General features: G+C 72.4%; 19 protein-coding genes. 7 read left to right on the top strand and 12 right to left on the bottom strand.

The window, feature by feature from the left end; all coding sequences use genetic code 11:
* The first annotated feature begins 169 nt into the window (after positions 1 to 169).
* The 5 genes from OG422_RS04705 to OG422_RS04685 all read left to right on the top strand — a co-directional run bounded on the left by OG422_RS04705 (position 170) and on the right by OG422_RS04685 (position 9,298).
* Complete coding sequence (locus OG422_RS04705; RefSeq protein ID WP_143942873.1) at positions 170 to 802, top strand: GNAT family N-acetyltransferase; 633 nt, start codon at positions 170 to 172, stop codon at positions 800 to 802.
* A gap of 205 nt (positions 803 to 1,007) precedes the next feature.
* Complete coding sequence (cbiE, locus tag OG422_RS04700) at positions 1,008 to 2,234, top strand: precorrin-6y C5,15-methyltransferase (decarboxylating) subunit CbiE (protein WP_405740000.1); 1,227 nt, start codon at positions 1,008 to 1,010, stop codon at positions 2,232 to 2,234.
* A 250-nt stretch (positions 2,235 to 2,484) separates the two neighbouring features.
* Entirely contained in the window at positions 2,485 to 6,798 is a 4,314-nt protein-coding gene (gene cobT / locus OG422_RS04695) for a nicotinate-nucleotide--dimethylbenzimidazole phosphoribosyltransferase (RefSeq protein ID WP_405739997.1), read from the top strand.
* Between the two features lie 333 nt (positions 6,799 to 7,131).
* Positions 7,132 to 8,358 (top strand): uroporphyrinogen-III C-methyltransferase, encoded by a 1,227-nt coding sequence (gene cobA, locus OG422_RS04690; protein ID WP_405739994.1) that lies wholly within the window; start codon positions 7,132 to 7,134, stop codon positions 8,356 to 8,358.
* 52 nt (positions 8,359 to 8,410) lie between these two features.
* Complete coding sequence (locus OG422_RS04685; RefSeq protein WP_405739991.1) at positions 8,411 to 9,298, top strand: TrmH family RNA methyltransferase; 888 nt, start codon at positions 8,411 to 8,413, stop codon at positions 9,296 to 9,298.
* Between the two features lie 120 nt (positions 9,299 to 9,418).
* On the opposite strand, the gene OG422_RS04680 is transcribed toward OG422_RS04685, so the two are convergent.
* From OG422_RS04680 to OG422_RS04645, 8 genes are all read right to left on the bottom strand, one after another.
* Positions 9,419 to 10,846: an NDP-hexose 2,3-dehydratase family protein gene (locus tag OG422_RS04680; RefSeq protein ID WP_405739989.1), complete on the bottom strand. Its 1,428-nt coding sequence runs from the start codon at positions 10,844 to 10,846 to the stop codon at positions 9,419 to 9,421.
* Positions 10,843 to 12,099, bottom strand: coding sequence for a lipopolysaccharide biosynthesis protein RfbH (gene rfbH / locus OG422_RS04675; RefSeq protein ID WP_405747646.1), 1,257 nt, complete (start codon positions 12,097 to 12,099; stop codon positions 10,843 to 10,845). The genes OG422_RS04680 and rfbH overlap by 4 nt, the downstream gene beginning before the upstream one ends.
* 47 nt (positions 12,100 to 12,146) lie before the next feature.
* Complete coding sequence (gene rfbB, locus OG422_RS04670) at positions 12,147 to 13,178, bottom strand: dTDP-glucose 4,6-dehydratase (protein WP_405739986.1); 1,032 nt, start codon at positions 13,176 to 13,178, stop codon at positions 12,147 to 12,149.
* Positions 13,178 to 14,245, bottom strand: coding sequence for a glucose-1-phosphate thymidylyltransferase (locus OG422_RS04665; protein ID WP_405739984.1), 1,068 nt, complete (start codon positions 14,243 to 14,245; stop codon positions 13,178 to 13,180). Before OG422_RS04665 ends, rfbB begins: the two co-directional genes overlap by 1 nt.
* Before the next feature lie 40 nt (positions 14,246 to 14,285).
* Positions 14,286 to 14,963, bottom strand: a complete 678-nt coding sequence (locus OG422_RS04660) for an antibiotic biosynthesis monooxygenase (RefSeq protein WP_143942426.1) — start codon at positions 14,961 to 14,963, stop codon at positions 14,286 to 14,288.
* 70 nt (positions 14,964 to 15,033) lie between these two features.
* Positions 15,034 to 16,305 carry a nucleotide disphospho-sugar-binding domain-containing protein gene (locus OG422_RS04655; protein ID WP_405739981.1) on the bottom strand — a complete coding sequence of 424 codons (1,272 nt, stop codon included), beginning with the start codon at positions 16,303 to 16,305 and terminating at the stop codon, positions 15,034 to 15,036.
* A gap of 89 nt (positions 16,306 to 16,394) precedes the next feature.
* Positions 16,395 to 17,960 (bottom strand): MFS transporter, encoded by a 1,566-nt coding sequence (locus OG422_RS04650; RefSeq protein WP_405739978.1) that lies wholly within the window; start codon positions 17,958 to 17,960, stop codon positions 16,395 to 16,397.
* Positions 17,961 to 18,021: 61 nt separating this feature from the next.
* Positions 18,022 to 19,032 carry a Gfo/Idh/MocA family protein gene (locus OG422_RS04645; protein WP_405739975.1) on the bottom strand — a complete coding sequence of 337 codons (1,011 nt, stop codon included), beginning with the start codon at positions 19,030 to 19,032 and terminating at the stop codon, positions 18,022 to 18,024.
* A gap of 155 nt (positions 19,033 to 19,187) precedes the next feature.
* On the opposite strand from OG422_RS04645, the gene OG422_RS04640 reads away from it, so the two are divergent.
* Positions 19,188 to 19,619 carry a MarR family winged helix-turn-helix transcriptional regulator gene (locus OG422_RS04640; RefSeq protein WP_143942423.1) on the top strand — a complete coding sequence of 144 codons (432 nt, stop codon included), beginning with the start codon at positions 19,188 to 19,190 and terminating at the stop codon, positions 19,617 to 19,619.
* A gap of 26 nt (positions 19,620 to 19,645) precedes the next feature.
* Here the strand turns inward: OG422_RS04640 and OG422_RS04635 are convergent, their stop codons facing one another.
* Positions 19,646 to 20,578, bottom strand: a complete 933-nt coding sequence (locus OG422_RS04635) for an alpha/beta hydrolase family protein (RefSeq protein ID WP_405739972.1) — start codon at positions 20,576 to 20,578, stop codon at positions 19,646 to 19,648.
* A gap of 215 nt (positions 20,579 to 20,793) precedes the next feature.
* Here OG422_RS04635 and soxR point away from each other — a divergent pair, with 215 nt between their 5' ends.
* Positions 20,794 to 21,246 (top strand): redox-sensitive transcriptional activator SoxR, encoded by a 453-nt coding sequence (gene soxR, locus OG422_RS04630; RefSeq protein ID WP_143941341.1) that lies wholly within the window; start codon positions 20,794 to 20,796, stop codon positions 21,244 to 21,246.
* A gap of 95 nt (positions 21,247 to 21,341) precedes the next feature.
* Here the strand turns inward: soxR and OG422_RS04625 are convergent, their stop codons facing one another.
* From OG422_RS04625 to OG422_RS04615, 3 genes are all read right to left on the bottom strand, one after another.
* A complete protein-coding gene (locus OG422_RS04625; protein ID WP_405739969.1) occupies positions 21,342 to 21,926 on the bottom strand; it encodes an NADPH-dependent FMN reductase in 585 nt (194 codons plus the stop codon).
* 87 nt (positions 21,927 to 22,013) lie between these two features.
* A complete protein-coding gene (locus tag OG422_RS04620) occupies positions 22,014 to 22,247 on the bottom strand; it encodes an acyl-CoA carboxylase epsilon subunit (RefSeq protein WP_405739966.1) in 234 nt (77 codons plus the stop codon).
* Positions 22,248 to 22,258: 11 nt separating this feature from the next.
* Positions 22,259 to 23,848, bottom strand: a complete 1,590-nt coding sequence (locus tag OG422_RS04615; protein ID WP_143941338.1) for an acyl-CoA carboxylase subunit beta — start codon at positions 23,846 to 23,848, stop codon at positions 22,259 to 22,261.
* Between the last annotated feature and the right edge of the window lie 9 nt (positions 23,849 to 23,857).

Raw genomic sequence — 23,857 nt, 5'->3', positions numbered from 1 at the left:
CCGGTGCCGCCGACGGCCCGTGCGCAGCCCCGCGCTGCGCACGGGCCGTCGTGCTTGGCGCATCCGCGCCGGGATGCTGCATGCTGGTGCACTCACGATGGTCGACAAGTGATCGAAAACGACCCGTAACTCCCCGGAGCCCTACGGTCGACAGCGTTGGAGCAGCGGCATGAACCCCACCTTTCCGGATATCTCCATCAGCACGGACCGGTTGACGCTGCGCCCGTTGGACGAGGACGACGTCCCCGCCCTCGCCGAGATGATGAACGACGAGCTGGTCGCCGCCTGGACCGCGATACCGCAGCCCTACACCGAGGACGGCGCCCGCAACTGGGTCACCCGGTACGCACCCGGCGAACGCACCTCCGGACGCGGCATCGACCTCGCCGTCACCGAGTTCCTCACCCAGCGCCTGGTCGGCATCGTCCAGCTCGGCAACACCAACTGGCGGGTGCGCTCCTCCGAGATCTCCTACGTCATCGCCCCCTGGGCCCGCGGTGAGGGCTATGCCTCCGAGGCCGCCCTCGCCGTCGCCCGCTGGCTCTTCGGGGACCAGAAGTTCGAGCGACTGGAGCTGCGCACCGCGGCCGGGAACACCGCCTCCCAGCAGGTCGCCCAGAAGATCGGCTGCATCAGCGAGGGCGTGCTGCGCAACGCCTTCATCGCCCGCTCCCGCACCGAGGACGGCGGCTGGACGGACATCCGCACCGACCTCATCGTCTGGAGCCTGCTGCCCGAGGACCTGGACGTGCCCGGCCGGCGGGTCGACGCCAACGGCTTCGCCTACCCGGAGTGGAACTGAGGGACTGACGGACTGACGGGCACCGGGGGCCGTTCCGGTCGCCCCCCGGCCCCGGTGCGGCCGGGCGCGGACCGCGGCCGGGCGGCGCGCGCCCGCCGTACCCGGTCCGTGGTCCGGGCCCGTCAGGAGTAGTCTCGCGGTGCCGCGCCCGCACCGACCTGCGACGCGGCCCCGCCCCTCACCCGCGACAGGAGACTGACGAAGCATGGCCGACCGGGTCACGGTCATCGGCTGGGACGGTTCGCCGCTCACCGCCGCCGCCCGCTCCGCGCTGGGCGCCGCGACCCTGGTGGCCGGCGCGGCGCACCATCTCGCCCTCCCCGAGGTACCGCCCGCCGCCGAACGCATCCGCCTCGGCAGCGTCGCGCTCGCCGCCCGCCGCATCGCCCAGCACCGCGGCACCGCCGTCGTCCTCGCCGACGGCGACCCCGGCTTCTTCGGCGTCGTCCGCACCCTGCGCGCACCCCTGTACGGCTTGGAGGTCGAGGTCGTCCCGGCCGTCTCCTCCGTCGCCGCGGCGTTCGCCCGTGCCGGGATGCCCTGGGACGACGCCCAGATCGTCGTCGCCCACGGCCGCGATCTGCGCCGTGCCGTCAACGTCTGCCGCGCGCACCCCAAGGTCGCGGTCCTCACCGCCCCCGGCGCGGGCCCCGCCGAACTCGCCCTGCTGCTGGGCGGCGTGCACCGTACGTTCGTCATCTGCGAGGCGCTGGGCACCGACCGCGAACGGGTCACCGTCCTCACCTCCGACAAGGCCGCCGACCACGACTGGCGCGACCCCAACGTCGTCATCGTCGTCGGCGCCGCCGGGCGCGCCGACGACGCCGGGGACCGTGCCAGCGGCTGGATCGCCGGCCACGACATCGGCCACCCGGCCGGCCCGCGCGGCTGGGGGCTGCCGTCCGGCGCGTACGGCGGGGTGTTCGGCGAGGGCGAGGCGGTGCAGCTGCGCACCGCCCAACTCGCCCGGCTCGGGCCCCGCCTGGGCGATCTGGTGTGGGACATCGGCTCCGGCAGCGGCGCCGCCGCGGTGGAGGCGGCCCGCTTCGGCGCCGCCGTCATCGCCGTCGACGCCGACCCGGACGCCTGCGGCCGCACCACCGCCGTCGCCCGCCGCCACGGCGTCCAGCTCCAGGTCGTGCACGGCCGCGCCCCGCAGATCCTGGAGGACCTGCCGGAGCCGGACGTGATCCGCGTCGGCGGCGGGGGAGTGGCGGTCATCGCCGCCTGTGCGGCCCGCCGCCCGGAGCGGATCGTCACCCACGCCTCGACCCGCGACGAGGCCGAAGCGCTCGGCCGCGCCCTGGCCGACGGCGGTTACGAGGTCGAGTGCGCACTGCTCCAATCGGTCGATCTGGACACCTCGGCCTGGGTCGAGCGGGAGCGCTCCGTCGTGTTCCTGCTGAGCGGATATCGCGTTCCTCACCCGTGACCAGGACCGTCGTCGACGCGGGGTAGGCTGGCGGATCGTTGCGCCGCCGTTCCGCTTTCGGCTTCGTACGTCAATATCCGGTAAACGTCACGGTTTTGGCTGGATATCCGGATAACCGGCTACGACGCTCGGAGGGCGGACGTGCCGCGAGGCGTGCCCGCTCGTTCCGTCACCGGGCCGAGGGCGCGCCCTCGGCCACGCGCGCGCACGAGCGGTGGTAAGGAGCACTATCAATGGGCGAGGGGTACGCATGACCGACACCGGCCAGGTCCCGGGCGAGGGACAGCCGGAGCACGCAGGCGGGCAGGCCGGGCAGCCGGCCACCGCCTCCCCTGCCGCACCCGGAGCTGCCGAACAGCCGGGCACCGCGCAGGCGGACGCGTACGGCCACCCCGAGCCGTCCGGTGTCGTGGTCGATGACGACGATCTGCTGCTGATGCCGGCCGCCCAGGGCGCCTGGACCGAGCAGCCGGACCGCAGGGGCCGCCCCGCCGCCCCCGCCCCGCAGGACCGGCCCGCGCCCGCCCGGCGCCCGCTGCACATGGGCCCGCCCGTGCCGGATGCCACCGGCGGCGTGGTCCGCTCCCTGGCCGACCGCGGCCCGGCGACCCCGCCCCAGCCGATGCCGGTACGGCAGCCGGGGCCGCCCACCGGCGATCCCGAATACCTTGATGTTCCGGCGGCGGATGTTCCCGCAACGGATGTTCCGCAGGCCGAGGGGGGGCCGCAGGTGCCGGGCGAGGTGCCCGGCCCGCAGACACCCGTTGCCGAGCCCGGCTCGCAGGCGCCCGGTGTCGAGCCCGGCCCGCAGGTGCCCGCTGCGGACGCCGGTTCGCAGGCGCCCGGTGCGGAGGCCGGTCCGCAGGGGCAGGATTCGGCCGCGCCCGCCGCCCCGGTTGCGTACGGCGCGCCTGATGCCGCGCAGCTGCCCGGTCCTCAGCTCGGTGAGATCCCGCCGCAGGTGATGCCGTGGGGTGAGGCGTCCGCGCAGGTGGCTGCCGTTCCGGTGGCGCCGGTGGCCGAGCCGCAGCAGCCGGGCGCCGCCCCGGCCCCGCAGCCCCCGGCCGGGCCGCTTCCTGCCGAGGCTGTGCAGGTTGCGGCCCAGAACCCGGAGGCCGTCCCCGCCGCGCAGGCCCCGGACGCCGTCCCCGTCGCGCAGGCCCCGGAGGCCGTTCCGGCCGAGGTGCACCCGGAGGTGTCCGGTCAGGCCGTGGAGGCGGGCGCCGAGGCGGAGGGGTCCGTGGCGCAGCAGGCTGCCGGGCCCGAGGGTGTGGCCCCGGCTGACGCCCCGGCCGAAGCCTCGGTCGATGCCGTTGCCCCGCAGGACGCCGTTGCTCCTGAGGCTGCCGCTGCCGAGAACGTCGCCCAGGCCGTCGACGTCGCCGTGGCGCAGCCGGAGGCGGATGCGGAGACCCCCGAGGCGGAGCAGCAGGCCGCCGAGGTGGACGGGGCGAGCGCCGCCGATGTGCCCGGCGCGGACGGCCCGAACGCGGCTGCCCCCGTCGCCGATGTTCCTCAGGCCGATGCACCGGTCGGTGCCGAGGCTTCCGGTGCCGATGGCGCGGACGGGGCCGTTCCGGCCGCCGCCGCGCAGGGGGCCGCCGGGCAGCCTGCCGCGCCGGAGGGCACGGAGGAGGCCCCCGAGGTGGCGGTGGACGTGCCCGCCGGGGCCCGCGATGCCGAGGCGGGAGACGTCGTGACCGAGGAAGCCGTGGCCCAGCCCGCCGAGGCGGGCGCGGAGCAGCCCGAAGAGCAGCCGCAGCCCCGGCCCGACGCCGTACGGTCCGAGGCACAGGCGCAGGCCGCGGCCGGGCAGGCCCCCGTCGCCGAGGCTGCCGAGACCGCCGAGGGTGTGGCGCCCGCACAGCCCGCGCCCGCCGCCGGTGCCGAGGCAGTTGCCCAGGCCGCTGCTCCCGAAGCTGACGCCGAGGCAGCCGCCCAGCTTCCCGTTCCCGACGCGGACGCCCAGGCTGCCCCTGCTCCCGAAGCCGAGGCCCAGGTCCCCGAGGCCGAGGCTCCCGAGGCCGCCGCCCCGCAGGTCGCCCCCGTCGCAGACGTGGCAGCAGCGGACCCGGCCGCCCCCGAGGCAGCCGCCGAGCAGCCGTCCGACGCTCCCGCCGAGCCGCACCCGGAGGCCGCCGCGCCGCAGGCCGCCCCGCAGGCCGAGCCCACTGCGGAGCAGCCCGGCCACGACCAGGTGGCCCAGGAGCAGCCCCAGCAGCAGGCGCCCCAGCCCCCGTCGGCACCGGTCGACAGCTCCGCGTCGGCCCCCGCCCCGCAGCCCGACAGCCCGGACACCGCCGAGCAGGCGCAGCCCACCGAGCCCCCGGCCGACGCCGAGCCCGCTGGCGCCCCGCAGGCCGCCCCCGAGGCAACCGCCCCGCAGGCCGAGCCCGCAGCCGAGGCGCCCGCCGCCCCGCAGGCCACCCCGCCGGCCGTGCCCGGCGCCCCGGTCCCCGCCCCGCTGCCGGTCACCGCCACCCCGGCCGCCGGTACCCCCATCGCGGGCTGGCCGCAGACCGTGCCCCCGGCCGCCCCCGAAACCGTCCCGCACCCGCAGGACGGCACCGGGCCCGGCGCCCCCGAAGCGCCCCAGGGTCTCCCGCAGGGCGAAGCCCACCCGGAGGCGGCCCCGGTCACTCCGGAACAGCCGCAGCCCGCCGAGGCCACCGCACCGGCCGACGCCACCACCGAAGGCCCGGCGCACCCGGAGCCCGCTTCCCCCGAAGCGCCCGCCGCCGAGCCCGCCGAGGCCACCGAGCCCGCCGAACCGGACGGAACCACTCCCGCCATCGAGCAGACCGAGAACACCCCCGTGGCCCCCACCCGCCCCCCGGCCGCCGGTTACGACGACTCCGACCGCGCCGCCGTCCACCGCGTCATGCGCGAACGCCGCGACATCCGTAACGGCTTCCGCCCCGACCCGATCCCCAACGACGTGCTGCTGCGCGTCCTGGAGGCGGCGCACACCGCGCCCAGCGTCGGGCACTCGCAGCCGTGGGACTTCGTCGTGATCCGCTCCGGGGAGACCCGCGAGCGGATGCACCAGCTCGCCACCGGCCAGCGGAAGGCGTACGCCGCATCGCTGCCCAAGGGCCGGGCCAAGCAGTTCCGTGAGCTGAAGATCGAGGCCATCCTCGACACGCCGGTGAACATCGTCGTCACCGCCGACCCCACCCGCGGCGGCCGTCACACCCTCGGCCGTCACACCCAGCCGCAGATGGCGCCGTACTCCTCCGCGCTCGCCGTCGAGAACCTCTGGCTCGCCGCCCGCGCCGAGGGCCTCGGTGTCGGCTGGGTCAGCTTCTTCGACGAGCGGCAGATGGTCACCGAACTCGGCCTGCCCGAGCACCTGGAGGTCGTCGCCTACCTCTGCATCGGCTACGTCGACGAGTTCCCCGAGGAGCCGGAGCTGATGCAGGCCGGATGGGCCGAGCGGCGCCCGCTGTCCTGGGTCGTCCACGAGGAGACCTACGGCCGCCGCGCCCTGCCCGGCGAGGACCCGCACGACCTGCTCCGGGAGACCCTGCACGGCATCCGCCCGCTCGACGCCAAGGCGCTCGGTGAGGCGTGGGAGCGCCAGAAGCGGATGACGAAGCCCGCCGGGGCGCTGGGCATGCTGGAGATCATCGCCGCGCAGCTGTGCGGCCTCTCCCGCAAGTGCCCGCCGCCGATCCCCGAGCCCGCCGCCGTCGCGATCTTCGCGGGCGACCACGGCGTGCACGCCCAGGGCGTGACCCCCTGGCCCCAGGAGGTCACCGGTCAGATGGTCGCCAACTTCCTGGGCGGCGGCGCGGTCTGCAACGCCTTCGCCACCCAGGTCGGCGCCGAGGTCTGCGTCGTCGACGTCGGTGTCGCCGCCGAACTCCCCGCCGCACCGGGCCTGCTGCCCCGTAAGGTCCGCGCCGGTACGGACGACTTCACGGCCGGGCCGGCCATGTCCCAGGAGGACGTGCTCAAGGCGATCGAGGCGGGTATCGAGACCGCCCGGGACCTCGTCGCGGCCGGTAACAAGGCGCTGCTCACCGGCGAGATGGGCATCGCCAACACCACCGCTTCGGCGGCCCTCGTCAGCGTCTACACCGGCGCCGACCCCGCCGAGATCACCGGCCGGGGCACCGGTATCAACGACGAGACGCACGCCCACAAGGTCGACGTGGTGCGCCGCGCACTGGAGCTGCACCGCCCCGACCCGGCCGACCCCATCGGCGTCCTCGCCGCGGTCGGCGGTCTGGAGCACGCCGCCCTCGTCGGCCTGATCCTCGGCGGCGCGTCCCTGCGGACGCCGGTGATCCTGGACGGCGTCAGCACCGGAGCCGCCGCCCTCGTCGCCCACGCCATCGCCCCCGAGGCGCTGGCCGCCTGCATCGCCGGGCACCGCAGCGCCGAACCGGGCCATGTCGCCGCCCTGACCAAGCTCGGCCTGCGTCCGCTGGTCGACCTCGATCTGCGACTCGGCGAGGGCACCGGCGCCCTGCTCGCCCTGCCGCTGGTGCAGAGCGCCGCCCGCGCCATGCACGAGGTCGCCACCTTCGACACCGCGGGCGTGACCGAGAAGGACTGACCCGGGCCACCCGACCACGGGCCCGGCGCCCCGCCTGCCGACGGGACGCCGGGCCCGCGCCTTCAGGAACCCTTCCTGTTTTCTCGGGGGCGGGCCGCGGTATCCCCCAAGGCCACCCCTCGGGCCGGGGCCGGGGCGGCACCGCCGCACGACGTCACACCGTGCGTCACAGGCCCCCGAAGACCGGCACCACATCCCCTATAGGCTGGGAGCCGGGCCGCCACCCGCGCCGGGGCCGGACCCGGCGGCGTCCCGTGGATGCCTCCCAGCCGTTCCACCGCCGCAGCGGCTGCGTCCTCCGGAGCCGCCCCACCCGCACAAGGAGCCGCACCCATGGCCGAGCATGCCGCCGAACACGCCGCCTACCCCGTCGGCCTGCGCCTGTCGGGCCGCCGCGTCGTCGTCCTCGGCGCCGGTCAGGTCGCCCAGCGCCGGCTCCCCGCCCTCCTCGCCGCCGGGGCCGACGTCCTGCTCGTCTCCCCGTCCGCCACCCCCTCCGTCGAGGCGATGGCCGACACCGGCGAACTCCGCTGGGAGCGCCGCCGCTACCGCCCCGGCGACCTCGCGGGCGCCTGGTACGCGCTGATCTCCACCGACGACGCCGAAGCCAACGCCGCCGCCTCCCAGGAGGCCGAGGAGCGCCGCGTCTGGGCCGTCCGCTCCGACGACGCCGAGGCCGCCACCGCCTGGACCCCGGCCACCGGCCACAGCGAAGGCGTCACCGTCGCCGTCCTCACCGGCCGCGACCCCCGCCGCTCCGCCGCCGTCCGCGACGCCGTCGTCGAGGGCCTGCGCGACGGCTCCCTCGCCGCGCCCCACCACCGCGCCCGCACCAAGGGCGTCGCTCTCGTCGGCGGCGGCCCGGGCGACCCGGACCTGATCACCGTGCGCGGCCGCCGCCTGCTCGCCGAGGCCGACGTCGTCATCGCCGACCGCCTCGGCCCCCGCGACCTCCTCGCCGAACTCCCCCCGCACGTCGAGATCATCGACGCGGCGAAGATCCCTTACGGCCGGTTCATGGCACAGGAGGCCATCAACCAGGCCCTCATCGACCACGCCAGGGCCGGTAAGGCCGTGGTCCGGCTCAAGGGCGGCGACCCCTTCGTCTTCGGCCGCGGCATGGAGGAGGTCCAGGCGCTCACCGAGGCCGGGATCCCCTGCACCGTCGTCCCCGGCATCTCCAGCACCATCTCGGTACCCGGCGCCGCCGGTATCCCCGTCACCCACCGCGGCGTCGCCCACGAGTTCACCGTCGTCAGCGGCCATGTCGCCCCCGACGACGAGCGCTCCCTCGTCGACTGGGCGGCCCTCGCCCGGCTGCGCGGCACCCTCGTCGTCCTGATGGGCGTCGGCAACAGCGCCGCCATCGCCGCCACGCTCATGGCCCACGGCCGCTCCGGCGACACCCCCGCCGCGGTCGTCCAGGAGGGCACCACGGCCGCCCAGCGCCGCGTCGACGCCACCCTCGCCACCCTCGGCGAGACCGTCCGCGCCGAGGGCGTACGGCCCCCGGCGGTCCTCGTCATCGGTGACGTCGTCGCCGTCACCCCCGGAAAGTAGCCGTCCCGCACCCGGCATTGGCACCCCGACACCGACAAGGCACTATCTCCCCGTGGCAGAAATCATCACCGTCGACGACCCCGACGACCCGCGGCTGCGCGACTACACCGGCCTCACCGACGTCGAGCTGCGGCGCCGCCGGGAGCCCGCCGAGGGCCTGTTCATCGCCGAGGGCGAGAAGGTCATCCGCCGCGCCCGGCACGCCGGTTACGAGATGCGCTCGATGCTGCTCTCGGCCAAGTGGGTCGACGTCATGCGCGACGTCATCGACGAGGTCCCGGCGCCGGTCTACGCGGTCACCCCCGACCTCGCCGAGCGGGTCACCGGCTACCACGTCCACCGCGGCGCCCTCGCCTCCATGCAGCGCAAACCGCTCCCGGACCCCGCGTCGCTGCTCGCCACGGACCGCCGCATCGCCGCCGTGGAGGCGGTCGACGACCACACCGACATCGGCGCGACGTTGCCTGTGGGTCTGCAACGGAGTGCAGGCCGGCGCGTCGCCATCTTCGAGGACATCGTCGATCACGCGAACCTGGGTGCCGCCTTCCGCAACGCAGCCGCTCTGGGCGTGGACGCCGTCTTCCTCACCCCACGCTGCGCCGACCCCCTGTACCGGCGGGCGGTGAAGGTGTCGATGGGCGCGGTCTTCCACGTTCCCTGGACCCGGCTGACCTCCTGGCCGGAGGAGATTGAGCTCTTCCGCCAGGACGGCTTCGTGACGGCTTCCCTGTGCCTCGACGAGAAGTCGATCACGATGGACGAACTCGCCGCCCGCCGGTACGAGAAGCTGGCGCTCATGCTCGGCACCGAAGGTGACGGCCTGTCGATCGAGGCTCTCCGCGCGGCCGACGAATGGGTCCGGATCCCGATGGCCGCCGGAGTGGATTCCCTCAACGTCGCCGCGGCCTCTGCCGTGGCCTTCTACGCGACGAGGCTGTAACCACGGTGCCCATGCCGGTGGAGGCGGCCGGAACGTCCGCACGCCGACGTCCGCCGTCAGGAGCGCAGCCGGTGAGGGTGAGCGCAGGACGCTCACCCTCACCCTTGTGGCCTTCCGTTGTCAGGCCCGCGTGCCGGTCGCGTTGAGGCAGGCGAGCAGGGTCCGGGCCTGGACGTTCACATAGTGGTTGTGCCGGACCAGAGAGGTGAGCTGTCCCGGGGTGACCCAACGGAATCCGGCGGGTGGGTCGAGGGGAGCCGTTGCCTCGTCGGCCTCGACGAGGAGATGGCGGCTCTCCGCGTTGCGGAACCGGCCGCCCTCCTCCGAGTGCACGGCCTCGTAGCTGATGCGCGAGGGGAAGGAGGCGCGCGCGTTCAGCACGTCGTCCAGGAACGGTGGCCGGTCTTCGGCGGGCAGATGCGCGTGGGCGGCGGGGGTGCACTGGACCGTGGGGCCGAGTTCCACGGTGTCGAGGAAGCCCCCTTCGACGCGTGCCTGGACCAGGACGTGGGGTACGTCGCCGAACCGCCGGACGAGGAAGGCCGTGACGCCCCTCGCGCGCGGCTCGAACAGCGGCTGGGTCCAGCCGGTGACCTCCCTGCTGTCGGCCTGTACGCGGACCGCCACGACGCTGAAGTAGCGGCCTTCCGCGTGGTCGATGCTCGATTCGCCGCGGTTCCAGCCGGGGAGCCCGGCCAGCGGCAGCGGCTCGGCGCGTACGTCGTGCCGGGAACGTTCGGCGGTGAACCACGACAGCAGTTCGGTGTCCGAGTGCAGGGCGCCGGGCTGGTCGTCGCGGTACGGAACGCAGGAGAGCACGGTGCGTGCGTCCATGTTGACGACATTGTCGGAGTGCAGCAGCTCACCGATCTGGCCGAGGGTCAGCCAGCAGAAGTCGTCGTCGAGCGGGACCGGCTCCGTGGTCTCCACGATCATGTTCCGGTTGCTCTTGCGGAAGAACCAGGAGCCGTGCTCGGACTGGAGAACGTCGGCGATGATCCTGTGGGGGGCCGGGCGGGTGAAGTGCTCCACGTACTTCACGGCCGCGCCCTTGTGCACCTTGGTGTAGTTGCTGCGGGTGGCTTGGACGGTCGGGGAGAGCTGCACCAGGTTGGGGTTGCCCGGCTCCATCTTGGCCTGCATCAGGAAGTGGAGCACCCCGTCGAACTCCTTGGCGAGGATGCCGAGGATGCCGACTTCGGGCTGGCGGATGATGGGCTGGTGCCATTCCCGGTAGGGGCCCTCGTCCACGGTGACGCGCAGTCCCTCGACGGTGAAGAACCGGCCGCTGTCGTGTACGAGGTTGCCGGTGTCCCCGTCGAACGACCAGTTGTCCAGCTGGGCGAAGGGGATGCGCTCCACGTGGAAGCGGTGGGACCGGCGGCGCTCGTCGAGCCAGGTGTGGACTTCCGCGGTCTGCGGCCCCGCACCTTGGCGGGTGGCCGCGGACCGGGCGATGCGAGGGAGGAGAGCGTCGTCGTGCCGTGGTCTCAGTCCGCGGTCACGGTCGGCGGGAGCCGCGGTGAGGGACGCGGTCCGCGGGGTCATGAGTGCTTCTCCACGAACTCCGTCACCGAGGAGATGACGTAGTCGAGCATCTCCTCGGTCAGCGCCGGATACACCCCGATCCAGAAGGTCTGCTCGGTAACGATGTCGCTGTTGGTCAGGTCGCCGACGACGCGGTGCGGCTGGTCGGTATAGGCCGGATGCCGTGTCAGGTTGCCGGCGAAGAGCCGCCGGGTGCCGATCTTGCGGGATTCGAGAAAGTCCACCAACGCGCCCCGGCTGAAGGGGGCCTCGGGATCCACGGTCAGCGCGAACCCGAACCAGCTCGGGTCGCTGCGCTCGGTCGCCCTGGGCAGCAACAGGTGCGGGGTGCCCTCCAGGCCGTCCCGCAGCCGCTGCCAGTTGCGGCGCCGGGCTGCGCAGAACGCGTCGAGCTTGTCCAGCTGGGTCAGGCCCAGGGCGGCCTGGATATCGGTCGCCTTCAGGTTGTAACCGACGTGCGAAAAAATGTATTTGTGGTCGTAGCCTTCGGGCAGGGTACCCATCTGGTACTGGAACCGCTTGAGGCACTTGTTGGTCTCGCCGGGCTCGCACCAGCAGTCGCGGCCCCAGTCACGGAGTGACTCCACGATCCGGGCGAGCGCCAGGTTGGAGGTCAGTACGCAGCCTCCCTCGCCCGTCGTCAGGTGGTGGGCCGGGTAGAAGCTGACGGTCGTGAGGTCGCCGAAGGTGCCGGTCAGCTTTCCGTCGTAGGTCGAACCGACCGCGTCGCAGTTGTCCTCGATCAGGAACAGATCGTGATCCGCCGCGAGTTGGGCGATCTCGGCGACCTCGAACGGGTTGCCGAGGGCGTGGGCGATCATGATGGCCCGGGTGCGCGGCCCGATCGCCTCGGCGACGCGGGCAGCCGTCGTGTTGTAGGTGCCCAGCTCGACGTCGACGAAGACCGGGACGAGTCCGTTCTGCAGGATCGGGTTGACGGTGGTGGGAAAGCCCGCCGCGACCGTGATCACCTCGTCCTGCGGGCGCAGCCGCCGCTCTTCCAGCAGATGTGAGGTGAACGCGGTCATGGCCAGAAGGTTCGCGGAGGAGCCGGAATTGGTGAGATGAGCCTTGCGGTGCCCCAGTTTGCGGGCGAACCGGGATTCGAACCTGCGCGAGCTGGGCCCGGCGGCTATCCGCATCTCCAGGGCGGCTTCGACCAGCGCGGCCCGGTCCGTTTCGTCCAGGACCGCGCCCGAGGGCCAGATCTCGGTGACGCCCGGGACGAAGGGCTCCTCCGCCCGGGCGTCCATGTGGTACTTCGCGGTCTCGTCGAGAATCAGTTCCTTGTGGGCGTTCCTCACGCGATGTCCCCTCGGTGCTGCTGTCCGGTGTCCTCGGCCGCGTACTTCACGGCCTTCCACCAGGCCAGGTGGGAGCGGTACCACTCGACGGTGTCGGCCAGGCCCTGCTCGAAGGAGATGCGGGGGCGGTAGCCGAGCTGTTCACGGATCTTGGTCGAGTCGAGCGCGTAGCGCAGATCGTGTCCCTTGCGGTCGGCGACCCGGCGGACGCTGCCGGCCTCCGCACCGCACAGGTCGAGCAGGCGCTCGGTGACGTGCAGGTTCGTCCGTTCCTCGCCGCCGCCGATGTGGTAGATCTCGCCGGGCCCGCCGCCGTCCAGGACGAGGGCGATCGCGCGGCAGTGGTCGTCGACGTGCAGCCATTCGCGGACGTTGCGTCCGTCGCCGTACAGCGGAACGGGCAGCCCTTCGAGCAGGTTGGTGACGAAGAGCGGGATCAGCTTCTCGGGGTGCTGGTAGGGGCCGTAATTGTTCGAGCAGCGGGTGACCGACACATGCAGCCCGTGCGTACGCCAGTAGGCGCGGGCGAGCAGATCGGACGCGGCCTTGGAGGCGGCGTAGGGGGAGTTGGGCGCCAGTGGCCACTCCTCGGTCCAGGCGCCTTCCGTGAGGGAGCCGTACACCTCGTCCGTGGAGATGTGGACGACCCTGCCCACCTCCGCCCGGACGCAGGCCTCCAGCAGGGTCTGTGTGCCCTGCACGTTCGTCCGTACGAACGCGGCCCCCGAGTCCACGGACCGGTCGACGTGCGACTCCGCCGCGAAATGGACGACCGCGTCGTGCCCGGGCAACAGCTCGCGCAGCAGCGGGCCGTCGCAGACGTCGCCCGCCACGAACTCCAGGCGGGGGTGGTGAGCGGGGAGGTTGTCGCGGTTGCCCGCGTAGGTCAGTTTGTCGAGCACGGTCACCCGGGTCGACTCGTGGCCCGGGTAACCGCCGTGCAGGAGGGTGCGGACGAAGTGGGAGCCGATGAACCCGGCGCCACCGGTGACCAGCAGCCTCGTCGGTGTGCCGCGCGGCGCGGGCATCAGGCGGCCACCCTGATCCGGGTGTGGTCGCCCACGACCAGGGTGTGGCAGGCGGCACCGGCCAGGCCCGCGCCGATGACGGCGTTGCGGCCGATCAGCGAATTCCGCAGGCCGGGCCCGTGGGCGATCTCGGCACCGTCCATCACGATGGAGTCCCGGACCCGGGTCGCCCGCAGCGTGCAGCCGGAGCCGATGGAGGTGTTCGGCCCGATGTGGCAGTCCTCGATGACGGTGCCCGCTCCGATGACGGCCGGGCTGTCGATGCGTGAGCGGATGATGCGGGCGCCCGCCTCGATGCGTACCCGGTCGCCGAGTTGGCTGGCGGCGTCCACGCTGCCCAGGTTGCCCGGGCGCAGATCGGCCAGCAGCCTCTCGTTGCAGTCCAGGATGTCCGCGGCCTGGCCGGTGTCCTTCCAGTAGCCGCGATACTCGTCGGCCTTGATGCGGAAGCCGTTCTCGACCAGCCACTGGAGCGCGTCGGTGATCTCCAGTTCGCCGCGGGCACTGGGCTTGATCGACCGGACGGCCTCGTGGATGGCCGGGGTGAAGAAGTAGACGCCGATCAACGCGAGGTTGCTGCGGGGGTGCGGGGGCTTCTCGACGAGCCGGGCGACGGTGCCGTCCGGCTCCAGCTCCACGACACCGAACGCCCGCGGGTCCGCCACCTGGTGGACGACGACCGCCGCGGCCGGGCGCTGGGCCCGGAACTCGTCCGCGGCCTGGGCGATGCCCTCGGGGAGCATGTTGTCCCCGAGGTACATCACGAAGTCGTCGTCGCCCAGGAAGGTGCGGGCGAGCGATACACAGTGAGCCAGGCCGAGCGGCTGTTCCTGGGGTAGGTACGTCACGCGGATGCCCAGCCGCGAACCGTCCCCCACGACTTCGGCGATCTCCGCGGCCCAGCTGCCCACGACGATGCCGACCTCGGTGACACCCAGATCCCTGATGTTTCCCAGCACGTGCTCAAGGACCGGCTTGTTGACGATGGGGATGAGCTGTTTGGGCATGGAGTGGCTGAAGGGGCGCAGACGGGTGCCTGATCCACCCGATAACACCAGGGCTTTCACGGGATCCTCCTTGCGTTGACCGGTGGAGAACGGGGAGCGATCAGCTCGCGGCCGGCGGTGCGCCGACGCTGCCGTGCAGCAGGTACCGCTTGCCGCCGATGCCCCGGACTCCCGGAGTGTCTTGGGTGAGCTTGGTGGTCGCCTGGGCGATGGGGCTGGCCAGGAAGTCCACGTGGGCCTCGTCCTCGGTGAATTCCGCGTAGTTCAGCACGCGGCTGCCGTCCAGGCTGTAGTGGAAGTGCGCCGAGAGCAGGCCCGGTGTCGCCTCGGTGAGCGGGCCGTCGAGCAGCCGGTCGATGATGGTGCGTTGCGTGGCACGGCCGTCGACGTCGAACATCGGCGCGACGATGCGGGTGGGGGTGCTGACGGTGTCGAAGACGGTGCTCCGGTAGCGCTTGAACGCTATGGGGGCACAGCGTTCGACGTCCGCCCCGTCCACGCCGCGGCCGCGCAGTGTCGGGGGCTGCAGGTACATGCGGCCGGATGCGCGGTAGGCCGCCAGGCCGGTCCACTGTTCGTAGGTCCACACGTTCTCGCCCTCGGTGCTCACGTAGCAGGTCTGCGAGAGCAGCCCCTCCGGTCGGCTCGTCGCCTCCCATTCGGCGAGGAGGGCATCGGCCACCGCCTGCTGGACATCGGCGGTGCCCACGTACAGGGGGGTCACCAGCACCAGTTCGGAGTCCGGGCGGTTGACGGTGGGGAAGGCGGGCGGGGTCACGGCTTTCTCCTCTTGCTTCTGTTCTCGGGTGCGTGTGCGGGTGGTGCGGTGTGCCCGGTGCGGGAGCCGTTCACCGGCTCCGGTGCCGGCGGGTGCGGCTCTCCAGCTCCGGGATGATCTCGACGGGGCTCGGGATCCGGGTGAACTCCTGGTGCAGTGCCGTGGTGGCCTCCTTGAACGCGGGGTCGCCGAGCAGCCGCAGCAGCCCCTCGCGCAGGGCTGCCACGGTGGGCTTCTCGTCCTCGATGACCAGACCCGCGCCCTTGGCCGCGGTGTAGCGGGCGAAGTCCACGTACTCGGAACCGGTCTTGGGCAGCAGGAGCTGCGGTACGCCGTGCACGATGGCGGCCGCCCAGGTCCCCGTTCCGCCGAGGTGGATGACCGCGTCACAGGTCGGCAGGAGCTGGTTCAGCGGGGTGTAGTCCGTCAGGCGGACGTTCTCCGGGATGGTGCCGGCGCCCGCCAACTGCGCCTCGTTGAGCGTGGCGACCATCTCGATGTCCAGCTGGGCGGCCATCGCGAACACCTCGCTGATGGAGATGCCGTTGTCCCCGAACAGGTCCCGGCCGCTGGTGCCCAGCGTCAGACAGACGCGGGGCCGCTCGGGGACCTCGCGCAGCCAGCCGGGGACGGCCGTGGCGCCGTTGAACGGCACCGGGCGCATCGCGAGGTGGTCCAGGTCCAGCGGCAGCCGCATGACCTCGGGCCAGGGGTCGATGCTCCACTGACCCACGATCAGGTCCTCGCCGAATTCGATGCCGTAGCGGCTGAGCTGGGGCCGCATCAGCTCGGCCATCAGGTCCGGTTCGGAGGCGCCACGGCCGCGCCGGCCCCGGGTGTACTGATCGCGCAGCCAGCCGAAGCGGTCCAGGCCCCACAGCAGCCGCGCGTGGGCGGCGCCGCAGGACCGGGCGGCGATCGGCGAGGGGAAGAACAGCGGGTCCCAGATGACGAGTTCCGGCTGCCACTCCTGGGCGAAGCGGACCATCTCGTCGGTGACCCCGGCGGATTCGGTGGTTGCCGGGTAGTAGAACGCGTACGAGGCCACGACGTAGTTGCGGATCATGGGCCAGGTGTTGTCGTCGTCGGGGTCCACCCCCGTGGTCCGGGCGATCCCCTCCAACGTCTCGTTGGCGAAGGTTTCCTGGACCGCGGCGGCCAGGTCGATCCTGCCGTCGAGCGGTACCGCGGTCAGGCCCGCTCCCGTGATGGCGGCGACGGTTCCCGGGTGATCGTGCGTCACCACCCGTACCTGGTGTCCCGCGCTCTGCAGGGCGGTGGCCGGGGGGGCCAGCGCCATGACGTGGGAGGTGACGGGTAAGACGGTGAACATGATGCGCATGCGGTAACTCCTTCACAGTGCCCGATGGGTCGGGCGAGCGGTGTGCGGAGGCGGCGCCGGTCGCGCGGCCCGTTCGACGGCAGGATTCCTCAGGCGGTCTCGACGCCGTCCGGTGCGGCCTGAGGCGGCGACGCCTCTTGGTCCTCGCCGGGCCGGGCGGTGTTGCGGAGCAGGACCGCGATCGCCACGGCCAGCGCCAGCACCGCGACCGCGCAGACGAGGGAGACGGCGTGGAGGCTGTCGAGGAACGCGCTTCGGGCGGTCCTCAGCAGGTCGGCGCCGGCCTGGGCCGACAGCCGGCCCGCGGCCTCGACCGCCCCGCCCAGAGACTCATGGGCGTCCTGCGCGGCACGGGCGGGAATCCCGGCGAGATCGCCGTCCGTCATGCCCGACCGGTAGACGGCGGTTCCGACACTGCCGAGGAGGGCCAGCCCCAGGGCGCCGCCGAGTTCGTTGGCGGTCGAGGTGACTGCGGACGCCGCACCGGCCCGCTCCGGCGGAGCGGCGCTGACCGCCATGTCGGTGCCGAACACACCCATGGCGGACAGCCCGACGAACATCACCACGGTGCCGATCACCAGCAGGGTCAGATGGGACACCTGTACCTGCGTGATGAGGACGAAGCCGACCGCCGCCACCACCAGTCCCAGCGCCATGACGTAGGCCGGACGGACCTTCCGGGCCACGGAGGGGATCAGGAGGGCGACGGGGATGCCCGCGATGGTCATCGGCAGCGTCCACAGGCCCGCTTCCAGGGGGGAGCTGCCGTGGACGAGCTGGAGGTACTGGGCGGCGAAGAAGTTGAGGCCCATCATGACGCCGGTGTTCACGACCAGGGCGACGACGGCCACGTTGAACCGGATGTTGCCGAACAGCCCCAGATCGAGCAGCGGGTTGGCGGAGCTCCGCTGCCGGTGGAGGAAGGCCCAGCCGACGAGCAGGCCGGCGACGGCGATGCCGACGGAGAGCGGCGTAACCCCGTGTCCGGCGATCTGCTTGACCCCGTAGACCACGGACAACATGCCCACCAGCGACAGCACCACGCTGACGAGGTCCATGGGGCCCGCCGCATCGGCACGGTACTCGGGCAGCACCTTGGGGCCGAGCACCAGCAGCAACAGCATGACCGGTACGCCCATGAGGAAGACCGAGCCCCACCAGAAGAAGTTCAGCAGCGCCCCGCCGACCAGCGGGCCGAGTGCCGCTCCGGCCATGAAGCTGGTCATCCAGATGCCGATGGCACGCGAACGCTGGACGTCGTCATGGAACATGGTGCGGATGAGGGCCATCGTGGAGGGCATCAAGGTCGCTCCCGCGACGCCCAGCAGCCCGCGTGTCACGATCAGCATGCCCGCGCTGTCGGACAGCGCGGCCAGTACGGAGGCCACGCCGAAGACCGCGGCGCCGTACAGCATCAGACGGCGCCGGCCGATGCGGTCGCCGATGGAGCCGGCGGTGACGAGACAGCCGGCGATCATGAAGCCGTAGATGTCCACGATCCACAGCAGCTGGGTACTGCTCGGGTGCAGGTCCTCGGTGAGTCCTGGGACCGTCAGGTGCAGGACCGTCAGGTCCATGGAGACGAGCAGGGTCGGCAAGGCCAGAATGGCGAGTCCTGCCCATTCCCTCCGGCCTGCCTTGGGTGGAGCGACCACGACGTAGTACCTCTTTCTCGTTCGTTTCGTTGCGGTGCCGTCCAAGGGAGACGGCGGTGTTTCAGGGGAGAAGCGAGCGCGCGCCACCGCTGCGCGGGACCGCCAGGGCCCGGGCGCGGACGTCGTCGACCAGGGCGGCCTGGGCGAGGACGGACTCGCCCTCCAGACCGGACGGGGTGCCCTGTCGTATCCGGGCCACGAAGGCGGCGACGACGTTGGCGAACTGGTCCTCGGGCGGCAGGGTGATGTCCTCGACGCGGTCCTGCTGCTCGATGCGGATGAGGGGGGAGTGCGTCGGCGGCGGTGTGTAGGCCCAGCGGACGGAGATCCTTCCGTGGCTGCCCCACAGCGCGTACTGGGAGCGGTAGGAGTGCTCCATGCCGAAGGTGAGGTGCGCGGCGACCCCGTCGGGCGAGCCGAGCAACGCCGATCCGCCCAGGTCCACCCCGCGGTCCTCGTCGACGTGGAGCCATGCGCCGAGCACGTCGAGCTCGTCGCCGAGGTACATCAGGGCCGTACGGATCGGGTAGACGCCGATGTCGGTCAGCGCGCCGCCGCCCACGTCCGGCCGGTAGCGGATGTCGTCCGCGGCCTTGGCCGGGAAGGCGAATTCGGCGGTGAGGTGACGCAGGTCGCCGATGGCCCCCTCGGCCACCTTCCGCTGGACGAAGGCGTGCTGGCTGTGCGTCAGGAACATGAAGCTCTCCAGCAGCACCAGATCACGTGCCGCGGCGAGCGTGAGGAGTTCCTCGGCGTCCTTCCGGGTCGTGGCCAGCGGTTTCTCCGACAGGACGTGCTTGCCGGCCTGGAGGGCCCGCTCGATCCACTCGGCGTGCAGGAGTGCGGGCAGTGGCACGTACACCGCGTCGATGTCGGGGCGTTCGAGCAGTCGGTCGTACCCCTCGACCGGTTCGCCGCCGAAGCGGTCGGTGAACGAGCGGGCCTTGGCCTCCTGCCTGCTGGCGATCGCGGCCACTTCCGTGGCGGGATGGGCCACGAGTGCGGGCAGCATGCGGCGCGCGGCGATCGCGGCGCAGCCGATGACGCCCATGCGTAAGGGGTGTGCAGTCATGTGACGACCTTCGCCTTCGTGGCCCGTGTCAGGGTTCTGGTCCGGTGTCGCGCAACGGGGAAAGAGGGCTGCAATATTGGTCGCTCCAATATTGGTTGGCTCAACGATAGAGTTTTATGTTGGTCGGTGCAATATAGGAGGCGTAGGATCGCCTCATGAAAATGTCGGGACGCTTGGCGCAGCTGGATGTCTGGCTCTTGTCCAACGCCGCCCATCAGGCGAAACGCCTGCTCTGCGCGCACCTGGACCGGACGGGTCTGCGCATGCAGCACTACCGGGTCATGGCCGGGCTGACCGAACTGGGCGAGTGCACCCAGGCGGAGCTGGGCCGGGCGCTCGAACTGGACGCCGGGAACCTGGTCGCGCTGCTGGGCGACCTGGAGGAGGCGCGCGCCGTCACGCGCGAGCCCGACCCGGCCAACCGGCGCCGCAACCTCGTGCGGTGCACCCCGCAGGGGCGCCGGCTGTACCGCCGGATGGACGAGGCGGTGGCCCGGGCGGACGAGGCGATGTTCGCGTCCTTCAGTGAGGAGGAGCGTGACCAGTTCCACCAGCTGCTCGCCCGCCTGGTGGCGGCCGCGGACTGAGCGGTCGGCCCGCCCGGCCGGTCGTCTCATCGAAGGCGTGCCCGTCGTGCGGTGACGCATTCCTCCAGGAACCCCAGGGCGCGCAGGTGGTACGACCTGGCGGCCCAGCCCAGGCTGATGTTGTGCCCCGCCGCGAGTTGCCGGTCGACGGTGACCGTCGCGCCGGTGAACAGCGCGGTCATGGCGGCCACGGTCTGCCCGTCGTGCCGCCACCAGCGCTCGTGCTCGGCGAAGGTGAAACGCACCGGGACACGGATCCGTGTGGCGATGCCCGCGAACTGTTCGGGCCAGTGGGCCATCTCCCGCACTTCGCGTTCGGGCATCGGGGTGACCAGCGTCCCGGCCAGCCGGAACGTGCCCGGCGGATACAGGCTGAGCGGTCCCCAGTGCAGCGAACCGTTCGGGCGGCCGTCGGAGGCGGACAGCCTGCTGAAGTCCACCGCGGGGCGATGGCCGATACCGGACACGTCCACGCCGATGAGGTCCGGGCCGAACGCCCCCTCGGCGGCCGCGCGCAGGGCGAGCTTGCCGCCGTAGGAATGGGCGACGGCGAAGAAGCCCGTCCCCGTCCGGTGCCCGTCGGCGAAGGCCGTGAGCGCGGCGGCGAGCGTGGCGGACTGCTCGGCCAGGCCCTGGCCGAGCGGCAGCCGCCCGGCGGAGGCCCCGTAGCCGGGGCGGTCGAGGGCCAGCACGGTGTAGCCCAGCCGCGCGCCGAGGTCGAGCAGGGACAGGGTGGGGTGTGCCCGGCCGTGGAAGTACCCCGCCCGCATTCCGCCGCCGTGCACGGCGACGACCACCGCGCGCGGCGGGGCGTGGCGCGGTTCGGCCAGCAGCGCGGACAGGGGGATACCCGCGCCGTCCAGCGTGATCCGGCGGACGTCCGGGTCCGCGGGGAGCGCCGCCGGGCCGGTGGTCGCGTCGTCGGGTGCGGGCGGGGCGGGTGTCGGGGGGCCGGTCATACGGGCCTCGGCTTCCAGGGGCGGCTCGGTCCGGGCCGCGGTGGGTGGGGTGTGTCGTGGTCCGGTTCCTCGTCCTCGGCGGCGAGCGGGGGAGGGCGAGGCCGGAAAGGGCGTCGGAGCGGAGGGGTTCGGCGCGGCGGTCGGTGATCACGTGGGGTGCTGCCGGGGGTGCTGACGGGCCGGGCCAGGAGGACGGCACCCCTTAGGATGAGGGCATGTCGAACTCGGCGGCGTTGGCGAAGGAGCTGACGGTCGGAGAGGTGTCGGACCGTAGCGGTGTGCCCGCCTCCACGTTGCGCTATTACGACCGCGAGGGGCTGATACACAGCCGCCGCACCAGCGGTAATCAGCGGCGCTACGCCCGCGACACACTCCGCCGTGTCGCCTTCATACGCGCCTCGCAGCGCGTCGGGATCCCCCTCGCCGACATCCGGGAGGCCCTGTGCCTCCTCCCTGAGGGCCGCACCCCCACCGAGGAGGACTGGGTCCAGGTCTCCGAGCGGTGGCGCTCCGAACTCGCCCGCCGCATCAACCTGTTGCTGCGTCTGCAGAGCAAGCTCACCGACTGCATCGGCTGCGGCTGCCTCTCGCTGGAGAAGTGTGCCCTCGTGAACCCCTGTGACGTTCTCGGGGAAGTGGGGCCGGGCGCCGGAGGGCTCCAGTTCTAGGCCCTGTCGTCACACTCCTGCCGCGAGGCATGCGGGAGCGTGAAGACAGGACCCGGGGGCGGGCCGCACACGTGCTGTGGGCCCGGCGCCCCAGGTCAGCTGCTGTACGGCCGCCTCTCGCGGGCCTCGCGCAGGGCGAGGCCCCACCAGACGAGCTGGTCGAAGAGGGTCGCGGCGGCGGCGGTCGCGGCGGCCGGGTCCTTCAGCGCGCCGGTCTCGTCGAACTGCCCCCAGCAGTTGTGGAAGCTGACCACGTCCCGGACGGTCACCGCGTGCAACTCGGCGAAAACGGTGCGCAGTTGCTCCACCGAGCGCAGACCGCCGGCCAGACCGCCGTAGGAGACGAAGCCGACCGGCTTGGCGCCCCACTCCGTGCGGTGCCAGTCGATCAGGCTCTTGAGCGAGGCGGGGAAGCTGTGGTTGTACTCCGGGGTCACCACGATGAAGACGTCCGCGTCGGCCAGCCGCGGCGACACCTTCAACAGGGTCCGGGCCACCTCCTCGCCGGGGTTGGCGGACAGCTCGTACGGCAGCGTGTGGTCGGCGAGGTCGATCAGATCGACCTGAAGGTCGTCGCGCTCCTTGGCGAGCGAGGTGATCCAGTTGGCGACGGCCGGACCGAAACGGCCCTCCCGGACGCTGCTGTTGATCAGGGCAAGGCGCAGTGGCGTGGTGGACATGGGTCTCCTTGTGCGTGGGGGCAGGCCCCGTTTCGCGGAATGGTCAAACGATCAGACTTGAAGTGGGGTTCAAGTCAAGCCCGTTCCTCAGCCGGTGTGTCGCGCGGCGGGGCGCGTCTCGCTGCGCCAGCTGCGCGGACCCCGGTGTCCCAGAGCCCGTTCCAGGCGGCGCCAGTGGGGATGGTGGCGGCGGATCTCGTTGCGGGGCCGGGCTGTGGCGCGGGTCCGGGCGAGCAGCACCACGACGAGCGCCGCCAGCTCCTCGGGGGTGGCGTTCCCCTTGGTCACGCGGAGGAGGGAACCGGTGTCGGTCGTGGTCATGTCTCTCTCCGTCACTGCGGGGGATTGCCGTGCTTGCGGGAGGGCAGGTCGGCGTGTTTGTCGCGCAGCATGGCGAGGGAGGCGATCAGGACCCGGCGGGTCTCGACGGGGTCGATGATGTCGTCGACCAGGCCGCGCTCCGCCGCGTAGTACGGGTGCATCAGCTGGGTCCGGTACTCCTCGATCTTCTGGCTGCGGACCGTTTCGGGCTCGTCGGCGTTGCTGATCTCCCGGCGGAAGATGACATTGGCGGCGCCTTCGGCGCCCATCACCGCGATCTCGTTTCCCGGCCAGGCGAAGGCCAGATCGGCCCCGATGGAGCGGGAGTCCATCACGATGTAGGCCCCGCCGTACGCCTTGCGCAGGACCAGCGAGACCCGCGGCACGGTGGCGTTGCAGTAGGCGTACAGCAGCTTGGCGCCGCGCCGGATGATGCCCTCGTGCTCCTGGTCGATACCGGGCAGGAAGCCGGGCACGTCGACCAGGGTGACCAGCGGGATGTTGAAGGCGTCGCAGAACTGCACGAAGCGGGCGGCCTTCTCGCTGGCCTGGATGTCCAGCACGCCCGCGTAGGAGGCCGGCTGGTTGGCGACGACGCCGACGACCTCGCCGCCGAGCCGGGCCAGCGCGCAGACGACGTTGGCCGCCCACGCGGCGTGGACCTCGAAGTACTCGCCGCTGTCGACGATCTCCTCGATGACGGCACGGATGTCGTAGCTGCGGCCGGGCTCCCCGGGGATCAGGTCGAGCAGCGGCTCGTTGCCGCGGTCCGGAGGGTCCTGGGACGGTACGGACGGCGGCAGTTCGCGGTTGTGGGACGGCAGCAGGGAGAGCAGAAAGCGCACGTCCTCCAGGCAGCTCTCCTCGTCGTCGTACGCGCCGTGGCACACGCCGGAGGTCTCGGCGTGCACATCGGCGCCGCCCAGGCCGTTCTGGGTGATCTTCTCGCCGGTCACCGCCTGGACGACGTCCGGGCCGGTGATGAACATCTGCGAGGTGTCGCGGACCATGAAGACGAAGTCGGTGAGCGCCGGGCTGTAGGCGGCGCCGCCCGCGCAGGGGCCGAGCATCACGGAGATCTGCGGGATGACGCCGGACGCCTTGGTGTTGCGCTGGAAGATGCCGCCGTATCCCGCGAGTGCGGAGACGCCCTCCTGGATGCGGGCGCCCGCGCCGTCGTTCAGCGAGACCAGCGGCGCGCCCGCCTGGATGGCCATGTCCATGATCTTGTGGATCTTGGTGGCGTGCGCCTCACCGAGGGCGCCGCCGAAGATCCGGAAGTCGTGCGCGTAGACGAAGACCGTCCGGCCGTGGACCGTGCCCCAGCCCGTGATCACACCATCGGTGTAAGGCTTCTTCGCCTCCAGGCCGAACCCGGTCGCCCGGTGCCGGCGCAGCGGCTCCACCTCGTTGAACGAACCCTCGTCGAGCAGCAGCTCGATCCGCTCTCGGGCGGTCAGCTTGCCCTTGCCGTGCTGGCGTTCGGTGGCGGCCGGGTCGGTTCCGTGCCGGGCCTCGTGCTTGATCAGGCTCAGCTCGGCCACACGTTCGCGCAGGGTCCAGTCCACGCGGGGGGCCGGTGTCGTATCAGCAGCGGGCATGTCTGTCCT

Source organism: Streptomyces sp. NBC_01525 (genome assembly GCF_045040405.1).
In the GTDB taxonomy this organism is placed as follows: Bacteria; Actinomycetota; Actinomycetes; order Streptomycetales; family Streptomycetaceae; genus Streptomyces; species Streptomyces benahoarensis.
The sequence above is the reverse complement of the archived record's forward strand: the minus strand, read 5'-3'. Positions and strand labels throughout refer to the sequence as shown.